19 protein-coding genes are annotated in these 20,699 nt (G+C 68.0%); 17 read left to right on the plus strand and 2 right to left on the minus strand.

From position 1 onward, the window contains the following. Window positions 1–5: 5 nt before the first annotated feature. A complete protein-coding gene (locus tag E4V01_RS26755) occupies window positions 6–1,886 on the plus strand; it encodes an ATP-binding protein (RefSeq protein ID WP_371688540.1) in 1,881 nt (626 codons plus the stop codon). Window positions 1,887–2,129: 243 nt separating this feature from the next. On the opposite strand, the gene E4V01_RS23090 is transcribed toward E4V01_RS26755, so the two are convergent. Next, window positions 2,130–3,092, minus strand: a complete 963-nt coding sequence (locus E4V01_RS23090) for a LysR family transcriptional regulator (protein ID WP_135299979.1) — start codon at window positions 3,090–3,092, stop codon at window positions 2,130–2,132. A gap of 302 nt (window positions 3,093–3,394) precedes the next feature. Between E4V01_RS23090 and E4V01_RS23095 the strand changes: the two genes are divergently transcribed. The 6 genes from E4V01_RS23095 (at window position 3,395) to E4V01_RS23120 (ending at window position 10,349) form a co-directional block, all read left to right on the plus strand. Continuing rightward, window positions 3,395–4,588, plus strand: a complete 1,194-nt coding sequence (locus tag E4V01_RS23095) for an ABC transporter substrate-binding protein (protein WP_135299980.1) — start codon at window positions 3,395–3,397, stop codon at window positions 4,586–4,588. 124 nt (window positions 4,589–4,712) lie between these two features. Then, window positions 4,713–5,588 (plus strand): branched-chain amino acid ABC transporter permease, encoded by an 876-nt coding sequence (locus tag E4V01_RS23100; RefSeq protein ID WP_060770816.1) that lies wholly within the window; start codon window positions 4,713–4,715, stop codon window positions 5,586–5,588. Next, a complete protein-coding gene (locus tag E4V01_RS23105) occupies window positions 5,585–7,366 on the plus strand; it encodes an ATP-binding cassette domain-containing protein (protein WP_135299981.1) in 1,782 nt (593 codons plus the stop codon). Before E4V01_RS23100 ends, E4V01_RS23105 begins: the two co-directional genes overlap by 4 nt. Then, window positions 7,366–8,103, plus strand: coding sequence for an ABC transporter ATP-binding protein (locus E4V01_RS23110; RefSeq protein WP_060770817.1), 738 nt, complete (start codon window positions 7,366–7,368; stop codon window positions 8,101–8,103). The genes E4V01_RS23105 and E4V01_RS23110 overlap by 1 nt, the downstream gene beginning before the upstream one ends. 81 nt (window positions 8,104–8,184) lie before the next feature. Next, window positions 8,185–8,886: a cyclase family protein gene (locus E4V01_RS23115; protein WP_135299982.1), complete on the plus strand. Its 702-nt coding sequence runs from the start codon at window positions 8,185–8,187 to the stop codon at window positions 8,884–8,886. Window positions 8,887–8,939: 53 nt separating this feature from the next. Continuing rightward, entirely contained in the window at window positions 8,940–10,349 is a 1,410-nt protein-coding gene (locus tag E4V01_RS23120; protein WP_135299983.1) for an amidase family protein, read from the plus strand. 294 nt (window positions 10,350–10,643) lie between these two features. Here E4V01_RS23120 and E4V01_RS23125 read toward each other — a convergent pair whose 3' ends face one another. Then, window positions 10,644–11,348, minus strand: a complete 705-nt coding sequence (locus tag E4V01_RS23125; RefSeq protein ID WP_135299984.1) for a TetR/AcrR family transcriptional regulator — start codon at window positions 11,346–11,348, stop codon at window positions 10,644–10,646. Between the two features lie 128 nt (window positions 11,349–11,476). Between E4V01_RS23125 and E4V01_RS23130 the strand changes: the two genes are divergently transcribed. The 10 genes from E4V01_RS23130 to E4V01_RS23175 all read left to right on the plus strand — a co-directional run. Then, window positions 11,477–12,355, plus strand: a complete 879-nt coding sequence (locus E4V01_RS23130) for a xanthine dehydrogenase family protein subunit M (RefSeq protein ID WP_135299985.1) — start codon at window positions 11,477–11,479, stop codon at window positions 12,353–12,355. Continuing rightward, the gene (locus E4V01_RS23135) at window positions 12,352–12,855 is read left to right on the plus strand and encodes a (2Fe-2S)-binding protein (protein WP_135299986.1); all 504 of its coding nucleotides are present in this window, start codon (window positions 12,352–12,354) and stop codon (window positions 12,853–12,855) included. The genes E4V01_RS23130 and E4V01_RS23135 overlap by 4 nt, the downstream gene beginning before the upstream one ends. Beyond that, window positions 12,852–15,230 (plus strand): xanthine dehydrogenase family protein molybdopterin-binding subunit, encoded by a 2,379-nt coding sequence (locus tag E4V01_RS23140; protein ID WP_135299987.1) that lies wholly within the window; start codon window positions 12,852–12,854, stop codon window positions 15,228–15,230. Before E4V01_RS23135 ends, E4V01_RS23140 begins: the two co-directional genes overlap by 4 nt. A gap of 67 nt (window positions 15,231–15,297) precedes the next feature. Then, window positions 15,298–16,545: an ABC transporter substrate-binding protein gene (locus E4V01_RS23145; protein ID WP_135299988.1), complete on the plus strand. Its 1,248-nt coding sequence runs from the start codon at window positions 15,298–15,300 to the stop codon at window positions 16,543–16,545. A gap of 18 nt (window positions 16,546–16,563) precedes the next feature. Continuing rightward, on the plus strand, window positions 16,564–17,454 hold the full coding sequence (locus E4V01_RS23150) for a branched-chain amino acid ABC transporter permease (protein WP_135299989.1): 891 nt from the start codon (window positions 16,564–16,566) through the stop codon (window positions 17,452–17,454). Window positions 17,455–17,465: 11 nt separating this feature from the next. After that, window positions 17,466–18,479, plus strand: coding sequence for a branched-chain amino acid ABC transporter permease (locus tag E4V01_RS23155; protein WP_135299990.1), 1,014 nt, complete (start codon window positions 17,466–17,468; stop codon window positions 18,477–18,479). Further along, the gene (locus E4V01_RS23160) at window positions 18,476–19,246 is read left to right on the plus strand and encodes an ABC transporter ATP-binding protein (RefSeq protein WP_135299991.1); all 771 of its coding nucleotides are present in this window, start codon (window positions 18,476–18,478) and stop codon (window positions 19,244–19,246) included. Before E4V01_RS23155 ends, E4V01_RS23160 begins: the two co-directional genes overlap by 4 nt. Continuing rightward, window positions 19,239–19,943 (plus strand): ABC transporter ATP-binding protein, encoded by a 705-nt coding sequence (locus E4V01_RS23165; RefSeq protein ID WP_135299992.1) that lies wholly within the window; start codon window positions 19,239–19,241, stop codon window positions 19,941–19,943. The genes E4V01_RS23160 and E4V01_RS23165 overlap by 8 nt, the downstream gene beginning before the upstream one ends. 29 nt (window positions 19,944–19,972) lie before the next feature. Continuing rightward, on the plus strand, window positions 19,973–20,449 hold the full coding sequence (locus E4V01_RS23170) for a carbon monoxide dehydrogenase subunit G (RefSeq protein WP_060770829.1): 477 nt from the start codon (window positions 19,973–19,975) through the stop codon (window positions 20,447–20,449). A gap of 64 nt (window positions 20,450–20,513) precedes the next feature. Next, a partial coding sequence (locus tag E4V01_RS23175; protein WP_135299993.1) for an aldehyde dehydrogenase family protein occupies window positions 20,514–20,699 on the plus strand: 186 nt, incomplete at its 3' end.

Here is a 20,699-nt window from a genome sequence, read left to right on the forward strand (position 1 = left end):
TGACGATGATGATCGCGCACGAGGATGACATCTTCACCGTGCGCCAGCGCGTCCGACGCGTGGCAGGGCAAATCGGCTTCGGCGCGCCGGACCAGACCCGGATCGCCACCGCTGTCTCCGAGATCGCGCGCAACGCCCATGACTATGCGGGCGGAGGTCGCGTTGAGCTCGGGGTCGATGTCATAGCCGTGCGTCAAGCCCTGGTCGTGCGCATCGTCGATCAGGGACCTGGCATCGCCGAACTCTCGGCGATCCTGGAGGGCAGGTATCGTTCGGCCACGGGCCTCGGCATCGGCATCACCGGGTCGCGTCGGCTCGTGGATCGCTTTGACGTTCTCACCAAACCCGGCGACGGCACGACGGTGACGCTGGGGAAGGTCATCCCCGCTGGCCGCCCTTCGCTCACCGGACCGGCGGTCGCCGCGTTGGCGGAGGCGATGCGGGGCTGGAGCGAGGGGCCACAAGCCGCGATGCGCGAGCAGAACCGCGAATTGCTCGCCAGCCTCGCGGACCTGTCCGAACGCGAGGAGGAAGCCCGGCGCCTGAACGCCGAGTTGGCGGAGACCAACCGCGGTGTGGTCGCGCTCTATGCCGAACTGGAGACCCAGGCCGGGCAGTTGCGCGAGGCCGGCGCGACCTTGGAAAGTCAGGTTTCGGAACGCACGATCGAACTCGCGCAGGCGAACGAACGGCTCAAGGCCGAAGCCGAGGAGCGCGAGCGCATGGGGGAGAACCTGCGCCAGTCCCAGAAGATGGAAGCCGTGGGGCAGCTCACCGGCGGCATCGCGCATGACTTCAATAACCTGCTCACCGGTATCGTCGGATCGCTCGACCTGATGCAGACCCGAATGCGGCAGGGCCGTACCGAGAACCTGAAGCGCTACATCGAGACGGCCATGGCCTCGGCCAATCGCGCGGCGGCCCTGACCCATCGGCTCCTCGCCTTCGCCCGGCGTCAGCCCCTCGACCCGAAGCCGACGGACGTGAACGCGCTGATCGGCGGCATGTCCGATCTCCTCCGTCGGACCACGAGCGAAGCCATCGAGTTGCGCGTCCTCTCGGAGCCTGCCCTCTGGCCGACCGTGTGCGATCCGCACCAGCTTGAGAACGCGATCCTGAACCTCGTCATCAACGCGCGCGATGCCATGCCCAACGGGGGCGTCCTGACCATCGCGACCACCAATGGGCGGCACGAGGCGAAGGACCCGGATCTGCGGAACTCGGGACTGACATCGGAGTACGTCTGCATCAGCGTCTCCGACACGGGGACCGGCATGCCGCCCGAGGTCGTGGCGCGGGCCTTCGACCCGTTCTTCACCACGAAGCCGCTCGGCCAGGGCACGGGCCTGGGCCTGTCGATGATCTATGGCTTTGCCCGTCAGTCCGAAGGGCAGGCGCACATCGAGAGTGTCGTGGATCGCGGGACCACGGTCACCATTCGCCTTCCTCGCAACGCCGCGAGCCATGTCGAGGCGGCTCCTGCGCCGGAGGTTGGGGAAATCCCACGTGGAGCGGGCGAGACCGTGCTTGTGGTCGAGGACGAGCAGACCGTGCGGGACCTCATCGTCGAGGTCCTCCATGACCTCGGCTACAAGACCCTTCAGGCTGGGGATGGGCTCTCCGGATTACGGGTCCTCAAGTCGTCGGTGCAGATCGACCTTCTTGTCTCGGACGTGGGCTTGCCCGGCCTGAACGGACGGCAACTCGCGGATCAAGCGCGCGAAACCCGCCCCAACCTGAAGGTGCTGTTCATTACCGGCTATGCGGAAGGCGCGGCGACGCCTTCGGGATTTCTCGATCCCGGCATGGCGATGATCACAAAGCCTTTCGCGGTGGATACACTGATGTCCCGCATCAGAGAGATTATCCAAGGCAATGGCTTATAACCGAGGCCGATGGCGTGCTGGCCGCGTGACGGCTGCGTGATACGGCTTCGCCCAGAGCATCATCCCGAAAGGTGACCTCCGGCTTTCGAAAAAAGATGGCGCGAAAACAAGTGGCTAGCCCATCGTCCTGGATTTGATTTCCAGCACGATGCTCCGGGTGCAGCGCCCGCAGCCCATCGGCGGGTTTGACCGTCAGCCGCTGCAGAGCAACCACGCTTTCGCTGAGGAGACCGCCGCCGGATTTCAGGCACGAGCGCGCACAGGGGCGGGGCGCTCTGAGGGCTTGAGGCGAGCGCGCCAGACGGAACGCTGGACGAGATCTCCGATCACGCCTGCCAGAACTTCGGCAACGGCCTCGCTACCACGGGTATTCAGAGTTCGCTGAGACACCACAACGGAGAGTCGCCAGGACGGTGTCGGATCGACGATTGGCATGGCGACCATCTCGCCGCGCTCGATCTCCGCAGCCAAGGCGAAATGCGGCATGATGGCCGCGAAGGCCTGAGCGCGCACGAGCTCCGCGATCGCCGGCAGGCTCTCGCAATCCGTTGCGGCCAGAGCGATGTCGTGGCGTGCCGCGAGTTGCTCGATCACGGTGCGCAGCACGTTCGGGCGGCCAGGAAGCACCACTGGAAGCGCCTGCTGAAAGACCTGGCCGAACGCGATCTCGCGCCGCGCGGCCAGCGGATGAGAGGTGGGGACGATGAACATCAGGTCCTCGACCATCATCTCGGTCCAAGCCACGTGTTCGAAGGCTTTGTGATCGTAGAGCAGCGCGACGTCCAGGCGTCCGGATTGGATCCACTCGTCCAACGCACCGCTCATCGCCTCGACGATATGGAGACGGATGTTGGGAAGCGCCTCCGCCATGGCCCGGTGGAGTGGCCGAGAAAGACCACGGCAGGCTGAAGTCGGCAATCCGACCGAGATTCGTCCGCTCGGGCTCGTTGCCTGTGAGCGCATGACATCCTTGGCCCGCTCGACCTCCTGCAGGATGCGCCGCGCGTGTTCGTAGAACTTCAGCCCGAGTTCCGTGGGCGTGACCCCGCGGGCGTGCCGGAACAGCAATTCGACACCGAGTTCGTCCTCAAGGTTGCGCATCTGTTGGCTGAGCGAGGGCTGGGCGATCCGCAGCACCTCAGCGGCCCGAGAGACGTTCCCGCTCTCCGCGATTTGCGTGAAGTACCGAAGCTGACGAAGATCCATGGCAATCCAACCCGGGGCCTTTGTGACAAGGCGCGGAACTCCACGCCTATGTCAAACTGCTCTAAGGCCGAGCAATCTGCGCAAACTATGTGCATTATATATAAAATTTACAAGCAAAAACATGATCTTATCAGGCAATCGCTTCATCGACACTCGCCTATGAACGATGCTCATAGGAAATTCCAATGGCTCACATTGGAATTTGGTCTTTGATACCTGATGTATTCGTTGCGTAGCCTGACGGCCATAGCCTGAACATCGGGGCTGCCCCCGAACATCGTCAGTGAATTGGAGACCAACGCATGGTTGCGCCGAAGTATTTGCGTCGACTATTCCTGGCTGCGCCACTGGTTTTCACGACCCCAAGCTCGGCATTTGCCCAGCAGGAGCCCTGCATCGGCAACTCTGCCGCCATCACCGGCCCGGCGGCCTTCACCGGCCAAGCCATCAGAATGGGCGCCGAGATCGCCCTTGAGGAGATCAATGCCAAGGGGGGCGTCCTCGGCAAGCCGTTGCGCTTCGTCCAGTATGACGACGCCGGAACGCCGCCGCGCGGCGTCGACAACACCCGGCGCGTCGCGCTTGCCGATAAGTGTACCGTCATCCTCGGCGGTTACCACTCCACCGTTTCGGTGGCTCAGGTCGAGCCGGTCCATGCCATCGGCATTCCGTTCGTCGGCGTGCTCGCGGCCAACACACAGGCCATCGAGAACGGTCGCAATCCGAACTACATGTTCCGGGTATCGGCCAAGGACAAATGGGTCGCCCGCTTCCTCGTCGAGCAGGCCGCGAAAGTCTCGAAGACCGGAAAGATCGCTTTCTTCTATGAGAATACAGGGTGGGGCAACGGTGCCGTGCCGGACGTGAAGGCGGCGATCGCAAAGGCCGGCAAAGGATTGGTCGCCACGGAGACCTTCAACTGGAACGATCAGGACATGACCGCGCAGGCGATCCGCGCGCGGGATTCCGGTGCCGACGTTGCCCTGTTCTGGGCCCTCGACCGCGAGGGCAACCAGCTCGTCCGCTCGATGGACAAGGTCGGCTACAAGCCCACCATCATCGGCGCCTGGGGCATCGCCGGCAATCTCGGCGAACTTGCCGGCCCGCTCGCCAATGGCGTCCAGGTCGTGCAGACCTACAGCTTCATGGGCGACCTCGACCATAAAGGCCAAGCGCTCTGGCAGAAGATCCAGACGAAGTACGGCCTGAAGGATCCGTCGCAGATCAAGATGGGCTCCGGCATCGCCAACACCTACGACGCCGTTCACATCGTGGCCCAGGCCATCGAGAAGGCCGGTGCCTTCGATTGGAAGAAGGTCCGCGAAGCGCTTTATCAAGTCAGATACGAGGGCTTGGTCGCGAAATACGATCCGGCTTTCGATTCTTCCGACCCGGAACGCCAGGACGCAATCCTGCCGAGCGAATACAAGCTGACGGTCTGGTCCGACGGCAAGCTCCTGCCGATTGCGCAGACCCCGTACGGCAGAACGAACTGACGGCACGCGCCCCCTCCTTCCTCGAAGGGAGGGGCGGGAGCGGCTCGTTCGAAGCCCGATCGCCGGGTCGCCCCAACTCCGCTGAACGCCTGTCCGCTTCACACAGGGAACTCTCGCGGCAGCCATGACGACCGCCTTGCAATATACGCTCTCAGGCCTCGCGATCGGGGGCATCTACGCCCTCGTCGCGCTCGGCTTCCACATCATGTGGTCGGCCGCCAAGGCCGTGAACTTCGCCCACGGCGACACGCTGATGATCGGCGCCGTCCTCGCCGTGATGGGCATCGATGCCGGCGTGCCGCTGCCGCTCGCCTGCCTCCTCGCAATCCTGGCCGGGGCCTTGTTCGGCGTTGTGCTGGAGCGTTTCGCGGTGCGACCGTTCATCGGCACCAACGCCTCGATCGGCTGGATGCTGACCACGATCGCAGTCGGCATCATGGCCGAATCCCTTGCCACGATGCAGTTCGGCGGCTTCTCGCGCCCCTTACCCTCGCCCGGCGTTGCTGGGGCGATCTCGATCCTCGGAGCGGGCGTCTATCCGCAGGAGCTCGTCATCCCAGCCGTCGCACTGCTGGCGATGGCGGGCCTCCACGCGATGCAACGGCACACGCTCGTCGGCAGAGCGATGCAGGCGGTCGCCCACAACCGCCAAGCGGCCGCCCTGATGGGCATCAACGTCGACCGGATCGTGATGTTCTCCTTCGGCCTCGCGGCGCTGTTCGGCGCAGGGGCAGGCGTGCTCGTCGCCCCCGTGATTCAGGCTTCCGCCAGCATGGGCGTCCTCCTCGGGCTCAAGGGCTTCGCCGTCGCCATCATCGGCGGCATCACCAGTGGCCCCGGCGTCGTCCTGGCCGGCCTCGCCTTCGGGGTCATGGAGAAGTTCGTCGAGGGCTACGTTTCGACCGCGGCGCGGGAGATCGTCGGCTTCAGTGCGATGATCCTCGTCCTCGTCGCCTTCCCCCAGGGTCTGTTCGGCCGCCGGGAGATCTTCAAGGTATGAAGGCCCTCTACACCCTCGGCTTCGCGCTGCTCGCGGCCATCCTCGTTGTCGTGCCGCTCACCTCCGGCAACGAGTACGAACTTCGCTTGTTCATGCTGTTCCTGATCTACGGCGTGATCGCGGTCGGCCTGAATGTCCTCGTCGGCCTCACCGGCCTCGTCTCTCTCGGCCAAGCCGGACTGTTCGCGCTCGGCGCCTATACCGGCGCGATCCTGGCGATCCGGTTCGACCTCGACCTCGTCCTCGCAAGCATCGGCGCGGCGGTGGTGGCCGGGCTTTTCGGCGCGGCGCTGGCTTATCCGAGCGTGCGGGTGCGGGGCGTCTATCTCGCGGTGGTGACGATCGCCTTCGGCCTCATTGTCGAGAACGTTGCCATCGAGTGGCAGAGCCTCACCGGCGGCACGACGGGGCTCAGCGGCATCCCCGGCCCGAACCTCTTCGGAGTTCCGCTCTCGGGCTACGCCTTCTACGCCGTGCTCGCCATCACCCTGTTTCTCGCCACGCTGGCGGCGCACAACCTGAAGCACTCGGGCTTCGGCCGCGCGATGCTGGCGGTCGCCCAGAGCGAGACGGCCGCGCGCAGCCTCGGCATCGGCGCGACGGGGATCCGCACGCTCGCCTTCGCGGTCGCGGCCATGACGGCGGGGATCGCGGGCAGCTTCTACGCCTTCCTCAACGCCTATATCTCGCCCGACATCTTCACCTTCTCGGATTCCGTCCGATTCCTGCTGATGGTGATTCTGGGAGGAGCGGCCTCGACCTTCGGACCGGTCGTCGGCGCCTTCATCCTGACCTATCTGCCGGAGGTGCTGCAGCGCTTCGCCGAGTGGCAGAAATTCGCCTACGGCGCCCTGCTGCTGGCGGTGATGTTCGGCCTGCCCGGCGGCATCCTGGGTACGCTGGGCCAACTCTACGCCCGTCTGCGCCCCGGCCCGCGCGGGGTCGAGCCGGGCCAAGGCATGCCCGCCGCCGAGCTTCTCGCGAGCCGCAAGCCTGCCGGCCTGGAGACCCACAGCCTCACCGTTCGCTTCGGCGGGCTCACGGCGCTGAGCGCTGCGAGCGTTCGGGTCGCCCCGGGCGAGATCCACGCTCTGATCGGTCCGAACGGAGCCGGCAAGTCGACCTTCGTGAACACGATCTCGGGCTTCTATCGCCCGAGCGAGGGGGGCGTACACCTCGACGGGACCGATCTTGCCGGCCTCAACGTTCACGGCATTGCGCGGCTCGGTCTCGCCCGCACCTTCCAGAACACTGAGCTGTTCGGACAGATGACGGTTCTGGAGAATGTCATGGTGGGTGGCTTCGCCCATCACGGCTACGGCCTGACCGGCGCGATCCTGCGCACGCCCCGCTTCCGCCGCGAGGAGGCCGCCTGCCGCGCCGCCGCAATCGGCCTGCTCGATTTCGTCGGGCTCAGCGCGGTGGCCAACGAGCAGGCCCGCTTCCTGCCCTTCGGCCATCAGCGCCGACTGGAGATTGCCCGGGCCCTCGCCACGCGTCCGCGTCTGCTGCTTCTCGACGAGCCCGCCGCCGGGCTGACCACGCAGGAGATCGACGAGCTGGAGGCCATGATCCGGAAGATCGCGGGACTCGGTGTCTCGGTGCTGCTCATCGAGCATCACGTCGAACTGATCATGGCGGTTGCCGACACCGTGACGGTGCTCGATTACGGCCAGGTCATCGCGAGCGACCGCCCGGAGACGGTGCAAGCCGATCCGCGGGTGATCGAGGCCTATTTCGGCGGCCCGTCCGCCATCCTCAACGAGGAGGCCGCCTGATGACCGATACTCCGCTTCTCTCGGTCGAGAACCTCGAAGTCCGCTACGGCGCGGCAACCGCGCTCCGCGGTGCGAACCTGACCGTGCAGCGCGGCCAGCTGGTCGCCGTGATCGGCAATAACGGTGCCGGCAAGACCTCGCTGATGCGCGGGATCACCGGCCTCGTACGACCGAGCGGTGGCCGCGTCCTGTTCAAGGGCGAGGAGGTCACGCGGCTGCCCGCCCATGCCAAGGTCGCCCGCGGTCTCGCGATGGTGCCCGAGGGACGCCTGATCTTCCCCGACCAAACCGTCGAGGACAATCTGATACTGGGTGCCTACACCCATGGCGGCCTCAAGACGGCGCGGGCGAAGCGGACGCTGGAGCGGGCGCTCGCGCTCTTCCCGCGCTTGCGCGAGCGGCTGCGCCAGCCTGCCGGCAGCATGTCGGGCGGCGAGCAGCAGATGCTCGCCATCGCCCGCGGTCTGATGGCCGAACCCGACCTCCTGGTGATCGACGAACTCTCGCTCGGCCTCGCGCCCCGCGTCGTCGAGCAACTCATTGGCGTCTTGCGCGACCTCAACGGCCAAGGCCTCACCATTCTTCTCGTCGAGCAGCTCGCATCCTACGCGCTCGCCATCGCCGACCACGCCTACGTGGTGGCGCAGGGGCGCACGGTGCGGGACGGCCCGAGCGGGCTCATCGCCCGCGACCCGGAGGTCATGGAGACCTTTCTCGGCAAGAAGAAAGCCGCCTGAGAGCGGCATCCCGCCGAACCCGATACGGCACGGCACCGGACGGTGCCGTGAACGATCCGTCACGCCCGAAAAGGACCCGCCATGCCCCAGCGCGTCGTCGATTTGAGCCTCCTGATCGAGGACAACATGCCGGCCCACAAGCTCTTCCAGCGGCCGGTGATCACCACACATCTCAGTCACGAGAGTTCGGCCGCCCTCAATCTCGGCGTGCCGGGCGATGCGATGACCTTCCAGACGAACTTCATCGCGATGCTGGACCATGTCGGCACCCATGTGGACGCCTTCCGGCACGTCGATCCGAACGGCCAGCCGGTCGACGAGATGCCGCTGGAGCTGTTCATGGGCAAGGCGGTCTGCTTCGACCTGCGTCACATCCCCGATCTCGGCGACATCACGGTCGCCGACATGGAGGCGGCGGAGGCCAAGAGCGGCGTCAAGGTCGACGGACACATCGTCCTGCTCTGCACCGGCTTCCACGCGCGCAACTATCCAAGCCTCGACTCGGTGTGGAAGAACCCGCTGCTGACCGTGGAGGCCACCCAATGGCTGCACGAGCGCGGCTCGAAGATGCACGGTGTCGAGGGGCCCTCCACCGATAAGCCGAGCGACAACATCTTCGCTCAGCATCGCCTCTGCCGTGAACTTGGCATGAGCCATTGGGAATGGCTGGTGAACCTGGAGGAGCTTCTGGGCAAGGGCGAGGTGCAGTTCTTCGGCGCGCCGCTGAAGTTCAAGGGCGGCTCCGGCTCGCCGGTCCGCGCTTTCGCCCTCGTCAACGACTGACGCCATTGCGGCGCCCCCTCGGGCGCCGCGCCTCCCTTGCAGAGAGTGGAGCGATGACGAGCGACCTCGACTTCATGACCGCGCTCGCATTGCGCCGCCTGATCGCGGTGCGCGCGATTTCGCCGGTCGAGCTGACGGAGCGCGCCCTCGCGCGTGCCGAGACGAGCCAAGCGTCCTTGAATGCCTTCTGCCACCTGATGCCGGAGGAGGCCCGCAGCGCCGCGCGCCGGGCCGAGGACGCTGTGATGCGCGGCGCGCCTCTCGGGCTGCTCCACGGCCTGCCGGTCTCGGTGAAGGATCTGATCGCGGTGGGCGGCCAACCCTACGCGTCCGGCTCGCGGGCCATGGCAAGCAATGTCACCGCCGCCGATGCCCCCGCCGTCGAGCGCCTGCGTGCCGCCGGCGCCATCATCATCGGGAAGACCACCACGAGCGAGTTCGGAGCCAAGCCCGTCGGCGACTCGCCGCTCACCGGCATCACCCGCCATCCCTGGGATCTGGCGAAGACACCGGGCGGATCGAGCGCCGGCGCGGCCGCCTCGGTGGCAGCCGGGATCACGCCCTTCGCACTCGGCACCGACGGCGGCGGCTCCCTGCGCATTCCCGCAGCGCTGACGGGTCTCGTCGGGTTCAAGGCGCAGTTCGGGCGGGTTCCGGTCTGGCCGACCTCGGCAACGCCGACGCTGGCCCATGTCGGCGCGCTTGCTCGCAACGTCGCCGATGCCGCCTTGCTGACGACGGCGGTCGCCGGCCACGATCCGCGCGATCCCTCCGCGGTGGCCGGGCCCGTCCCGGACCTTTTGGGCGCGGTGAAAGCTTCCATCGCCGGCCTGCGGGTCGCCTGGAGCGCGACACTCGGCTACGCGCGGCCCAACCCGGAGGTCGCCGCCATCGCCCGTGCCGCTGCGATGACGCTGGCAGACCAGGGCGCGATCGTGGAAGAGGTCGAGACCGTCTTCGAGTCCGATCCAGCCGCTCTCTGGACGGCCGAGTTCTACGCCGGCATCGGCACCCGCCTGCGCGGCGTTCTCGAAAGCCGCCGCGACCTCCTGGACCCCGCCGTCGCCGACGTGCTCGACGCCGCCCTCGCTCAGGAGATGCGCGCCTACTACGAGACCGTCTTCGCGCGCTACGCGCTGCGGGACCGGATGGTCGACTTCTTCACCGGCTACGATGTCCTCGTGTCGCCGACACTGCCGATCTCGTCCTTGGAAGCAGGCAGGAACATCCCGGAGGGGCTGGAAGATCGCAGCCTCGTCTCCTGGGCCTTCTATACCTATCCTTTCAACCTCACGGGCCAGCCCGCCGCCTCTGTCTGCGCGGGGATTGCCTCGGATGGAATGCCCGTCGGCCTCCAGATCGTGGGCCGCACGCTCGGCGAATACGACGTGATGCGAGCGGCTGCGGCGATCGAGCGGACGAAGCCGCCGGGCTATAATCTTCGTCCGCTGACAGAGCCGTGAGGGGCAGCCGCGATGAGGATGGTCGGGGCTGGCCCTGGTTCAACCAAAACAGAAAGTCCGTTTGTGGCGCAGAGCCGAACAGGCGGAGCGCGAGTTTTTGCCCGCTTTCGGCCCTTTCCGTGCGGCCGCTCAAATGGCCGCTACGAGTCCAGCCGGCTTGAAAACGATGGCTTAAGACAACTCCGACGATGATTGGCTTCCATCCATTGTAGACGAGTGCAATTTCGCAAAGTTCGTCCCGATCTATCCAACGGATAGAATTGCAATTGAAACAACAAAGCGTAACCCAGAATATTACGCTCCCTTGGATTCCTGTGTGCTCTCGAAGAAAATTTTCGGTGCGCCGCGCATGAAGACGCCGACATCATCGGAGAGCGTCTGAGAAAGATCCTCTGGGATCGGCCAGCCATAAACGAACTTTCGGATCGCGAGATAGAAGACCTTGCCGTGTAGGGCCCAGGCCGCCTCGGCCTCCCGCTCGCTCAAGGGCACCGTGGCGAAATCCGGCAGGCCGAGATCCGCCCGGAGTTCGGCGCAGATCGGATGGATGACGCGGTCACGCACGATCTCAAGATAGCGCGGAGCGATGTCGTAGCCCTTCAGCCCCGAGAAGACGAAGATGCGCACCCAGACATAGTCGAAGATCCTCCCGGCATATTCGCTGTAGAAGCGCAGGATCCGTGCCTCCAGCGGTTGCGAGCGGTCCTGCACCAAGCCGCTCCAGGCCGGATTCCAGCGCTGCACGTAGACGTGCTCGTAGACGCGGTCGAGCAGCGCTTCCTTGGTGGGGAAATAGCGAAAGATCGCCGAGTGCGTGATGCCGAGGCTCTTGGCCAGTTCCCGTGTCTGACCGCCGAGGCCGTGCTCGGCGAAGAACTGCGCCGCTGCTTCCACGATCTGCTGCTCACGCTGTGCCGCCGGAAGGCGCCGCCGGCCGATGAGGTCGAGCGTCGGCGACTTTCCGTCCGGGGCATCCTCCAGGGTGGCGGGCGAATCCATGCTTCGTGACCGTTTGGTTATTTCGCTTGACGCGATCGTCCGCACTTGGATAGCTTGTAACCAAGCGGTCAACAACGATCGGACAAACGATCGACCGCAGCGACATGCGGCCTGTGGGAGGGACGCTCATGAAGGCTCGTGCCTTCGATTACCGCCGCGTGGCAAGCGTGGCGGAGGCGCTCGACGCCTATGCCGCCTGTGAAGGCGAGGCGCGCTTCCTCGCGGGCGGCCAGAGTCTGCTGCCGGCGCTGAACCTGCGCCTCGACGCGCCCGACCTGCTCATCGACATCGGACGGATCGAAAGTCTGCGCGGCATCGCGATTGAGGGCGACCGGCTGCGCATCGGCGCCCTGACGCGTCACGCCGAGACGCTGGCCTCCCCGCTGATCGCCGAGCATGCCCCGCTCCTGACCCAGGCCGCGGCCTACATGGCGCATCCGGCGATCCGCAATCTCGGCACGATGGGCGGCAGCCTCGCCCTGTCGGACCCGGCCTCCGAACTGCCGGCCTGCATGCGGGCGCTCGGCGCCGAGTTCGAGATCACCGGCCGTGACGGCACCCGGACGGTCGCGGCGGACGACTTCTTCCTCGACCTGTTCGAGAACGTGATCGAGCCCGGCGAGATGTTGACCGCGGTGCGCGTGCCGCTGCCCGTGCCCGGCACGCGGATGCGGTTCGAGGAAATCGCCCGGCGGCGCGGCGACTACGCCCTGGTCGGCCTCGCGGCGCATCTCGTCCTCACCGGTGAGACGGTGGAATCGGTCCGCCTCGCCTTCTGCTCGGTCGGCCCGACGCCGATGCGGGCGCCGACGGCCGAGGCGGCGCTTGCCGGCCGGCCGCTCGATGCGGCGGCCATCGCTGAAGCCACGGCGGCGCTCGCCGACGACCTCGCGCCGGACGAGGACGAGGGCTTCTCGGCGGCGGCGCGGATGCATCTCGCCCGCGTCCTGCTCGGCCGGGTGCTGCCCGCCCTGAGGGAACAAGAGGCCGGGGAGATGGCGGCATGATCGAGCCGCAGCCCGTCGCCGTCACCGTCAACGGCGCCCGCCTCCGTCGCTTCGTCGAACCGCGAGTCTCGCTGGCCGACTTCCTGCGGCAGGATCTCGGCCTCACCGGCACCCATCTCGGCTGCGAGGTCGGCGCCTGCGGCGCCTGCATCGTCAATCTCGACGGACAGCCGGTCCATGCCTGCCTGATGCTCGCGGTCCAGGCGGACGGGATGCGGATCGACACGGTCGAGGGCCTATCGGATTCCGGCGAACTCGCCGAATTGCAGGCGGCCTTCCACGCCCGCAACGCCCTGCAATGCGGCTTCTGCACGCCGGGCATCCTCGTGGTCGCCCGTGACTTTATCCGCGACTGCCGCGCGAGTGGACGCAAACCAACGCGAGCGGCGATCCGCGACGCGCTCTCCGGCAATTACTGTCGCTGTACCGGCTACGAGGCGATCGTCGACGCCATCGAGAGCGTCGCGGGCGCAGCCCCGATGCGGGAGGACGCGGCGTGAGTGCGGCGACCGACAGCCCGGCCCGCCACCGCGAGAAGGGCCGCTATATCGGCCGCGGCCTGCCGCGTCCGGGCGCCAAGCGCCTGCTCGCGGGGCGGGGCCGCTACACCGACGACGTGAGCCTGCCGCGCATGCTCCACGCCGCCTTTCTGCGAAGCCCCTACGCCCATGCCCGGCTCGGCGCCATCGACGTGTCGGAGGCGGCCGCGATGCCCGGCGTGCACCGGGTGCTGACGGGCGCGGATTTTTCCGCGATCTGCACGCCGTGGGTCGGAACGCTCAGCCACTTCAAGGGCATGCGCTCGGCGCCGCAACTCCCGCTGCCCCTCGAGAAGGTCGTCTGGGCCGGGCAGCCGGTGGTGATGGTGGTGGCCGAGACCCGCGCCGAGGCGGAGGACGCGCTCGAAGCGATCCAGGTCGCGTTCGAGGAACTGGAGGCGGTGGTCGATCTCGACGCCGCCCGCGCCCCCGACGCGCCCCGCATCGACGCGGACGCGCCCGACAACGTCCTGTTCCGCACCCGCATCGAGGCGGGCTCGACGGCGGAGGCCTTCGCGGGAGCGCAGAGCGTCGCGGTCGATCTGCGCTTCGGCCGGCACACGGCGGTGACGATGGAGCCGCGCGCCACGCTCGCCGATTTCGACCCGAGCGAGGAGCGGCTCACCGTCCACCAATCGACCCAGACGCCCTACCAGTTCCAGGATCTCTACGCCCGCCATTTCGGCCTGTCCGAGGCGCGGGTGCGGGTGATCGCGCCCGATGTCGGCGGCTCCTTCGGGATGAAGCTGCACGTCTACCACGAGGACATGGCGGTGGTGGGCGCGAGCCTCCTGCTCAGGCGGCCGGTGAAGTTCACCGCCGACCGGATGGAGGCCTTCGCCAGCGACATCCACGCCCGCGACCACCGGGTGCGCGCCCGCCTCGCCTTCGCTCCGGACGGCATCCTGACGGCGATCGAGGTAGACGACGTGACCGGCGTCGGCCCGTTCTCGGCCTATCCGCGCACCAGCGCGGTGGAGGGCAACCAGGTCGTGCGCCTGATCGGCGCGCCCTACCGGCTCACCGACTACCGCGCCGACCTCACGGTGGTGGCGCAGAACAAGGTGCAGATGAGCCAGTACCGCGCGGTCGGCCACCCGATCGCCTGCGCGGTGACGGAGCGCCTCGTCGATCTCGCCGCGGACAGGCTCGGCCTCGACCCGTTCGAGATCCGGCGGCGCAACACCATCACCGACGACATGTACCCGCACACCACGCCGAGCGGGTACCGGTTCGAGAGGCTCTCGCTCGCGACCTGCTTGTCGCGGCTCCACGACCTGATGGACTATCCGCGCCTGCGCGCCGAGCAGGCCGCCCTGCGCGAGAAGGGCGTCCATCGCGGCATCGGCATCGCCACCTATGTCGAGATCACCAACCCGACGCCCGCCTTCTACGGGGTCGGCGGCGCCCACATCTCGGCGCAGGACGGCTGCGTCCTCAAGCTGACGCCGGCCGGCGAGGTGCAATGCGCCATCAGCATCACCGAGCAGGGCCAGGGCAGCGAGGCGATCGTCGGCCAGATCGTCGCCGAGGGGCTCGGCGTCGATCGCGACGCGGTGCGCGTGCTCACCGGCGACACCGAGACGACGCCCTCGGGCGGCGCGACTTGGGCCTGCCGCGGCGCCGGCATCGGCGGCGAGACCGCGCTCCAGGCGAGCCGCAAGCTGAAGCGGCGCATCCTCGAGATCGCCGCGGCGATCCTGCAGGCGGAGGCCGAGGCCCTCGACATCCGCGAGGGCGCGGTGACGGATGCCGACGGCACGCCCCGCATGACGCTGAAGGAGTTGGCGAACCTCGCCTATTACCGCTCCGACCTGCTGCCGCCGGACGTCTCGCCCGCGCTCACGGTGGCGCATCACTTCGCACCGCGCGGCTACCCCTTCGCCTTCACCAACGGCATCCACGGCAGCCTCGTCGAGGTCGATGCCGAGACCGGCTTCGTGACGATCCTGAAGCACTGGGTGGTCGAGGATTGCGGGCGGGTCATCAACCCGCTGCTGGTGGACGAGCAGATCCGCGGCGGCGTGGTGCAGGGGCTCGGCGCCGCCTTCTTCGAGGAGTGCCGCTACGGCGAGACCGGCCAGCTCCTGAACGGCTCGATGACCGACTACCTCGTGCCGATGGCCTGCGAGATGCCCGACATCGTGATCGCGCATGTCGAGACGCCGACGGCGGACACCGAACTCGGCGCCAAGGGCTGCGGCGAGGCCGGCACCGCCGCCTCCTCGGGCGCGGCGCTCAACGCCGTCAACGATGCCCTGCGCCCGCTCGGCGCCAGCATCTCGCAGCTGCCGATGACGCCCGAACGCATCCTGAGGGCGCTCGACGTGATCTGAGCGCGCACATTCGATTTCGCGACGCGGGACCGCACGCACGAGTCCGCGCGACGACAGGGAGAGAACGATGAACCGACAGGGACCGGGACACGGCGCCGTCTCGCGCCGGACGCTCGTGCGGGGCATGGCCGCGGCCGGCACGCTCGCCGGGATCGGCATGCCCTTCGTCGCCCAGGCGGCGGAGCTGATCCGCATCGGCTTCCCGACGCCGGTCACCGGCCCGTTCGGCGCCGAGGCCAAGGACCAGATCCGCTCGGCAGAACTGGCGGTGAAGCAGTTCAACGAGGCCGGCGGCCTGAACGGGCGCATGGCCGAGTTGCTGGTGCGCGACGACAAGCTCAACCCCGGCGAGGCCGCGACCCGGACGCTGGAGCTGATCGAGAAGGACCGGGCCCACTTCATCGTCGGCGCCCTGTCGAGCGCGGTGCAGCTCTCGGTCAACGAGATCACCCGCTCGCGCAAGGTCCTCTACATCTCGATCAGCCAGTCCGACACGATCAACGAGGCCAAGGACTTCAGCCGCCACACCTTCCACGAGGCGCTCAACCCGCACATGACCACCGCGGCGGTGGCCAAGCACGCCTTCAAGAAGGGCACGCGGGTGGCGTATCTCGCCGCCGACTACGCCTACGGCCACGAGATGCTGCGCGGCTTCAAGCGCGCGGCGGCCGCCATCGGAGCCGAGACGGCGGGCGAGATCCTGCACCCGTTCGGCGCGCCCGACTACTCGACCTTCATGCCGCGCCTGCGCGCCATGCGCCCCGACATCCTGTGCATCTGCAATTTCGGCCGGGATCAGGCCAACAGCATCAAGCAGGCCAACGATTTCGGGCTGAAGAAGGCTTCGAAGATCGTCGTGCCGGTGCTGCTGCACAACCAGCGCCTCGCGGGCGGTGCGGACGCCTTCGCGGGCGTCGTCGGCGCCAGCAACTACTACTGGGGCCTTGAGGAGACGGTGCCGACGGCCAAGGCGTTCAACGACGCGTTCCGGGCGGCCTATGCGGGCGCGGTGCCGACCGATTACGGCGCCTACGGCTACACCGCCGTGCGCTCCCTGCTGATGGCGGTCCAGGCGGCAGGCGACACCGACACGGACAAGGTCATCGCTGCGCTCGAAGCCCTCAAATACGATGTCGCCAAGGGCCCCGAGAGCTACCGTTCCTGCGATCATCAGGCGATCCAATCGGTGCTCGTCACCGAGTCCAAGCCGAAATCCGAGATGAAGGGCGAGGTGGACCTGTTCAGGATCCTCGAGGTCGAGCCGGGCGCGGAGGCGATGCTCCGCACCTGCGACGAACTCGGCCATCGCGCCTGACGGCAACGGGAGGCGCCCATGAATCCGGAGTTCTTCGACCTCGAACTGATCGCCATGCAGCTCTTCTCGGGCGTGGCGCTCGGCGCCGTGTTCGTGATGCTGGCGCTCGGCCTGTCGATCATCTTCGGCATGCTCGGCATCGTGAACTTCGCCCACGGCCACGTCTTCATGGTCGGCGCCTATGCCGGCGTGTTCGTGATGGAGCGCACCGGCTCGTTCTGGGCGGCGCTGCTGTTCGGCCCGCTGATGGTCGGGGCGCTCGGCCTCGTGATCGAGCGCTTCCTGATCCGGCCGCTGGCCGGGCGCTCGCCCGACGATCCGCTGCTCCTCACCTTCGGCCTCGGCTACGTGCTGGTCGAGGGCGTGCGCATCCTGTTCGGCTCGGACGGGCTGCCCTTCGCCACGCCGGAGGAGCTGTCGGGCGTGGCCGATCTCGGCATCGGCTTCTTCCCGATCTACCGCCTGTTCGTGGTGGGCGTGGTCGCGCTGGTGCTCGTCGCCCTCTGGTACGGACTGGAGCGGACGCGGCTCGGACTGATCGTGCGGGCCGGCGCCCGCGATCCCGAGATCCTGCGGGTGCTCGGCGTCGATATCCAGCGGCTGTGGATGTGGGTGTTCGGGCTGGGCATCGCGCTGGCCGCGCTCGGCGGCGTGCTCGCCGCGCCGATGCGTTCGGTCAATCCGGAGATGGGCACCGTGGTGCTGGGCGAGGCCTTCGCCGTCACGGTGATCGGCGGGATGGGCTCGCTGATGGGCTCGGTCGTGGCCGGGCTGCTCGTCGGCATCGTGGTCTCGATGACCGCGCTTTTCGCCCCCGAGATGGCGAGCATCGCGATGTTCGCCTTCATGGCCCTGGTTCTGCTGGTCCGGCCGCAGGGCCTGTTCGGCAAGCCCGGCCTCGGCGTTTGAGGAGCCCCGCAATGCAGACCCTCGACCAGACCGTCGTCGAGGCACCGCCGACGGTGCCGCGACGCTCGCCGATCGCGCTCGACGGCGTCTCGCGCTGGCGCGCACCGCTGTCGATCCTCGCGCTGCTGGCGCTGCCCTTCCTGCTTCCCTCGCAGGCGCTCGCCGTCAACGTGCTGATCTACGGGCTCTACGCCGTCGGCTACAACCTGCTCTACGGCTATACCGGCCTCCTCTCCTTCGGCCACGCCGCCTTCTTCGGCACGGGGGCCTACCTCACCGGGATCGGCATCGGCGCGTTCGGCCTGCACCCGCTGCTGGCGATGGCGCTGGCGGTCGTCGCCGCGAGCGGGCTGGCACTCGCCATCGGCACGGTGTCGATCCGCTCGCGCGGCATCTACTTCGCCATGGTGACGCTGGCGCTCGCCCAACTCGTCTACTACGTCGCGCTCCAGGCCTCCTCCTGGACCGGGGGCGAGAACGGGCTTCGCGGCTTCACGGTCTCGACCATCGACCTCGGGATCGTCTCTCTCGACATCCTGAACCCGCTGACGAAGTACCTCTTCGTGCTGGCCTTCGTCGGCGCGGCGCTCGCGCTGATCTCGCGCATCCTCGCCTCGCCCTTCGGCGCGGTGATCGAGGCGATCCGCGAGAACGAGACCCGGGCCCGCGCCTGCGGCTTCGACGTGGAGCGCACCAAGCTCCTCGCCTTCGTGCTGTCCGGCCTGTTCTGCGGCCTCTCCGGGGCGCTCTCGGCGATCCACCTCTCGATCGTGCCGCTGGACAGCCTCGCCTACCACACCTCCGGCACGGCGGTCGTGATGACGCTGGTGGGCGGCGCGGGCACCTTCTTCGGCCCCTTCGTCGGCGCCCTGACCGTGCTGGTGCTGGAGGACGTCCTGAGCCTCTGGACGCCGCACTGGCAGCTCGCGCTCGGCTCTGTCTTCATCCTGTTCGTGCTGTTCCTGCCCCGCGGCCTCTGGGGCACGGCACTGGGGCGGCTCACCGCCTTGCGGGGGCGCCGATGAACCCGGTCTCGAACCCCATCCTCGAAGTCGAGAACCTCGGCCGCCGCTTCGGTGCCTTCACCGCCCTCGAAGGGGTCTCGGCCGCCTTCGGCGAGGGGCGCATCACCGCCATCATCGGCCCGAACGGGGCGGGCAAGAGCACGTTCTTCAACCTGCTCTCCGGTGCCCTCAAGCCGACGAGCGGGAGCCTGCGCTTCTCCGGCCGCGACATGGGCCGCGTACCCCAGGCGCGCTTTGCCCATCTCGGCATCGCCCGCTCCTACCAGATCACCAACCTGTTCCCGCGCCTGACCGCCCACGAGAACGTGCGCACGGCGATCCAGGCCCGCACCCGCCGCTACGATTTCTGGAGCCGGCGCGACGCGCTCACCGGCCTCGGCACGCGCGCCGACGAGATCCTCGACGCGGTCGGCCTCTCAGGCCGCCGCGACCGGCCCGCCGCCTCGCTCGCCCACGGCGAGCAGCGGGCGCTGGAGATCGGCATCGCGCTCGCCGCCGACCCGAAGCTGCTGCTGCTCGACGAGCCCACCGCCGGCATGGGACCGGAAGAGACCAAGGAGATGGTCGCGCTGCTGCGGCGCTTAGGGGAGAGCCGCACCATCCTGCTGGTCGAGCACAAGATGAAGATGATCCTCGGCCTGTCCGAGCGGATCCTCGTGCTGCATCACGGCCGGCTCATCGCCGACGGGACGCCGTCCGAGATCCAGGCCGACCGGGACGTACGCCGGGTCTATCTCGGCCAGAGCGGCGGGTACGGCCATGCTTGAGATCGATCGCCTCGACGCGTGGTACGGCCCGAGCCACGTGTTGCACGGCCTCTCCCTCGAGGTGCGACCCGGCGAGATCCTGGCACTGGTCGGCCGCAACGGCGCGGGCAAGACCACGACCATGAAGGCCGTGATGGGCCTGATCCCGAAGGTCGCCGGCTCCGTCCGCTTCCTCGGGGAGGATCTGCTCGGGCGCCCGGCCCATGCTCGCTTTCCGCGGGGTCTGGCCTACGTGCCCGAGGACCGGCGCATCGTGCCCGGCCTCACCGTGCGCGAGAACCTGAAGCTCGGTCTGCTGCGCGCCCCGGCCTCCATCAAGGAGGGACCAGCCATCGCCGAAATCGCCGAGACCTTCCCGCGCCTCGCCGAGCGGCTCGACCAGACGGCGGTGACGATGTCCGGCGGCGAGCAGCAGATGCTCGCCATTGCCCGCGCGATGATCGCGCGCCCCAAGCTGATCCTGCTCGACGAACCCTCGGAGGGCATCATGCCGGTGCTGGTCGAGGAGATGGGCCGGCTGTTCGTCGCCTTGCGCGAACGCGGGGTGACGCTGCTCCTCGTCGAGCAGAACGTCGAGTGGGCCCTCAACCTCGCCGACCGCGCCGTGATCATCGACCAGGGCGCGGTCGTGCACGAGAGCTCAGCCGCGGCCCTGCGCGCCGATACCGCGATTCAGGATCGCTACTGCGCGGTCTGACCGCCACGACCCGTTACGGGAGGGAAGCCATGGATATCACAGGCGAGTACCGCATCGCGGCGCCGCGCGCGGCCGTCTGGGCCGCCCTGAACGACCCGGAGGTGCTCGCCCGCTGCATCCCCGGCTGCAAGGAGCTGACGCAGGCCTCGCCCGAGGAGTTGGCCGCCAAGGTCGCCCTGAAGGTCGGACCGGTCTCGGCGACCTTCGCCGGTACCGTGCGGTTCGAGGACATCCGCGCCCCGGAGGGCTACACCCTGGTCGGCCAGGGCAACGGCGGCATGGCGGGCTTCGCCAAGGGCCGCGCCGTCGTCTCGCTCCGCGAGGAGGGCGCGGAAACCGTGCTGGCCTACGAGGCCAAGGCCGAGATCGGCGGCAAGATCGCCTCGCTCGGCGGACGCCTGATCCAGGGGACTTCGCGCAAGCTCGCCGACCAGTTCTTCGGCACCTTCGCCGCCGAACTCGGAGCGCCCGCGACCGCTTCCGAAGCGGTCGTCGCCACGCCCTGACGCTCCCGTCACCGAAGCTTCGAAAATCCGCCGGCCCGCAGGCCGGCACGGACAGGACAGAGCCATGCCTCAAGAGATTCCGCACTTCATCGACGGCGCACGCGTGCCGGGCCGTTCGGGGCGCACCGCGCCGGTCTACAACCCGGCCACCGGCGAGGAGACCGGCGCAGTGGCGCTGGCGAGCGGCGACGAGGTCGAGGCCGCGGTGGCGTCGGCCAAGGCCGCCGCCCCCGGCTGGGCGAAGACCACA

The sequence above is a fragment of the Methylorubrum sp. Q1 genome (assembly GCF_004683995.1).
GTDB lineage: Bacteria > Pseudomonadota > Alphaproteobacteria > Rhizobiales > Beijerinckiaceae > Methylobacterium.

What these genes read in the sequence shown, in the direction of transcription:
- E4V01_RS23110 (WP_060770817.1), top strand. Translation starts at nt 7,366, where the DNA reads ATGACCGATACTCCGCTTCTCTCGGTCGAGAACCTCGAAGTCCGCTAC.
- E4V01_RS26755 (WP_371688540.1), top strand. Translation starts at nt 6, where the DNA reads ATGATGATCGCGCACGAGGATGACATCTTCACCGTGCGCCAGCGCGTC.
- E4V01_RS23160 (WP_135299991.1), top strand. Translation starts at nt 18,476, where the DNA reads ATGAACCCGGTCTCGAACCCCATCCTCGAAGTCGAGAACCTCGGCCGC.
- E4V01_RS23145 (WP_135299988.1), top strand. Translation starts at nt 15,298, where the DNA reads ATGAACCGACAGGGACCGGGACACGGCGCCGTCTCGCGCCGGACGCTC.
- E4V01_RS23095 (WP_135299980.1), top strand. Translation starts at nt 3,395, where the DNA reads ATGGTTGCGCCGAAGTATTTGCGTCGACTATTCCTGGCTGCGCCACTG.
- E4V01_RS23150 (WP_135299989.1), top strand. Translation starts at nt 16,564, where the DNA reads ATGAATCCGGAGTTCTTCGACCTCGAACTGATCGCCATGCAGCTCTTC.
- E4V01_RS23165 (WP_135299992.1), top strand. Translation starts at nt 19,239, where the DNA reads ATGCTTGAGATCGATCGCCTCGACGCGTGGTACGGCCCGAGCCACGTG.
- E4V01_RS23105 (WP_135299981.1), top strand. Translation starts at nt 5,585, where the DNA reads ATGAAGGCCCTCTACACCCTCGGCTTCGCGCTGCTCGCGGCCATCCTC.
- E4V01_RS23155 (WP_135299990.1), top strand. Translation starts at nt 17,466, where the DNA reads ATGCAGACCCTCGACCAGACCGTCGTCGAGGCACCGCCGACGGTGCCG.
- E4V01_RS23120 (WP_135299983.1), top strand. Translation starts at nt 8,940, where the DNA reads ATGACGAGCGACCTCGACTTCATGACCGCGCTCGCATTGCGCCGCCTG.
- E4V01_RS23170 (WP_060770829.1), top strand. Translation starts at nt 19,973, where the DNA reads ATGGATATCACAGGCGAGTACCGCATCGCGGCGCCGCGCGCGGCCGTC.
- E4V01_RS23130 (WP_135299985.1), top strand. Translation starts at nt 11,477, where the DNA reads ATGAAGGCTCGTGCCTTCGATTACCGCCGCGTGGCAAGCGTGGCGGAG.
- E4V01_RS23135 (WP_135299986.1), top strand. Translation starts at nt 12,352, where the DNA reads ATGATCGAGCCGCAGCCCGTCGCCGTCACCGTCAACGGCGCCCGCCTC.
- E4V01_RS23125 (WP_135299984.1), bottom strand. Translation starts at nt 11,348, where the DNA reads ATGGATTCGCCCGCCACCCTGGAGGATGCCCCGGACGGAAAGTCGCCG.
- E4V01_RS23115 (WP_135299982.1), top strand. Translation starts at nt 8,185, where the DNA reads ATGCCCCAGCGCGTCGTCGATTTGAGCCTCCTGATCGAGGACAACATG.
- E4V01_RS23090 (WP_135299979.1), bottom strand. Translation starts at nt 3,092, where the DNA reads ATGGATCTTCGTCAGCTTCGGTACTTCACGCAAATCGCGGAGAGCGGG.
- E4V01_RS23100 (WP_060770816.1), top strand. Translation starts at nt 4,713, where the DNA reads ATGACGACCGCCTTGCAATATACGCTCTCAGGCCTCGCGATCGGGGGC.